The organism is Collinsella sp. SGI.178, assembly GCF_050313495.1.
GTDB lineage: Bacteria > Actinomycetota > Coriobacteriia > Coriobacteriales > Coriobacteriaceae > Collinsella.
In genome coordinates, this window is the sequence record NZ_JBNPLM010000051.1 from 1 (window position 1) to 1,130 (window position 1,130).

Sequence of the window (1,130 nt, forward strand, 5' to 3'; positions counted from 1 at the left end):
AACTCTATGTTGGTGGTGACTATGAGGCTCTGGGTGCCCTCGGGGGCCGACATGACCTGGAACAGCAGCCTCGCCCCCTCGACGTCGAGCGGCACGTAGCCGAGCTCGTCGAGTACCAGCAGGTCCGCCGACAGCAGGTCGTCGAGCTCCCTGCGCAGCCTGCCGCGGTCGCGCGCGTCGGCCAGGTGCATCACGAGCTGCGCGACGGTGAAGAACCTCACGGACTTGCCGGCCCTGACGGCGGCGGCGCCGACCGCGATGGCGAGGTGGGTCTTGCCCCTGCCCGTCTTCCCGTGGAAGACGAAGTCCTGGCACGCGTCGATGAAGGCGAGCGACCTGAGGTCGGCCTCCCCGTAGCCGTCGGGGAACGAGACCTGGGAGAAGTCGTAGCCGTCGAGCGACTTGGCCGCGGGGAACCTCGCCCTGCGCATCCTCCTCTCCAGCTGGTTGGCGGCCCTGACCTCCATCTGCCTGGCCAGCAGGCCCTCGACCGCCCTCATCTCGGGGAGCGTTGCCTCCTCGCAGAACTCGTCGACGACGCTGTTCGAGAACAGCATCGAGCGCGCCTTGCCCCTCAGCGAGGACTCGAGCAGGCGCCTGTCGGGGCATGCGGCCCTGGCCATCTACGCCACCCCCATGAAGCCGTCGTAGACGCCGAGGTCCACGGGCTCGTCGTAGGTGACGGTCCCCGTGGCGGCGCGCGCCGCGCTGACGGCGACCGACGCCTCGTCGATGCGGCCGGTCGCCTCGTAGGCGAGGCGCACCGCCTGCAGCGTGGCCTCCCATCCGGAGGTGGCCGCCTGGTCGCGCATCACCCTCAGCTCGGCCTTCAGGCCCGCCCTGTCCAGTGAGTCCATATGCTCCCTGAGCTCGTCGGGGAGCGCCTCCCTCACCCTGCTGTTCTCCCAGCCGCCGGCGTTCCACGCCAGCAGGGCGAGCTGCGAGGCGGGGTCGGACGTGTCGGTCGGGGCGCTGCCGTAGGCCCTGGGGTGCTCGCAGACGAGCTCGCCGCTGTCGGGGTCGTAGACGCTCACGGTGTTTTTGATAGCTTTTATTTTTAGGAAATCACGAGATAAAAGTTTCGGGTTTCACGACGATTGTTTCGCCTCATAAGCAAAGGCGCCGACCAT

The 1,130-nt window shown here is 68.0% G+C and carries 2 protein-coding genes; both read right to left on the reverse strand.

Annotated elements, in window-relative coordinates; all coding sequences use genetic code 11:
• On the reverse strand, positions 1 to 557 hold a 557-nt coding region (locus ACQRAQ_RS08575; RefSeq protein WP_427794550.1), incomplete at its 3' end, for an ATP-binding protein.
• Positions 558 to 623: 66 nt separating this feature from the next.
• The gene (locus ACQRAQ_RS08580) at positions 624 to 1,034 is read right to left on the reverse strand and encodes a hypothetical protein (protein WP_161173001.1); all 411 of its coding nucleotides are present in this window, start codon (positions 1,032 to 1,034) and stop codon (positions 624 to 626) included.
• Between the last annotated feature and the right edge of the window lie 96 nt (positions 1,035 to 1,130).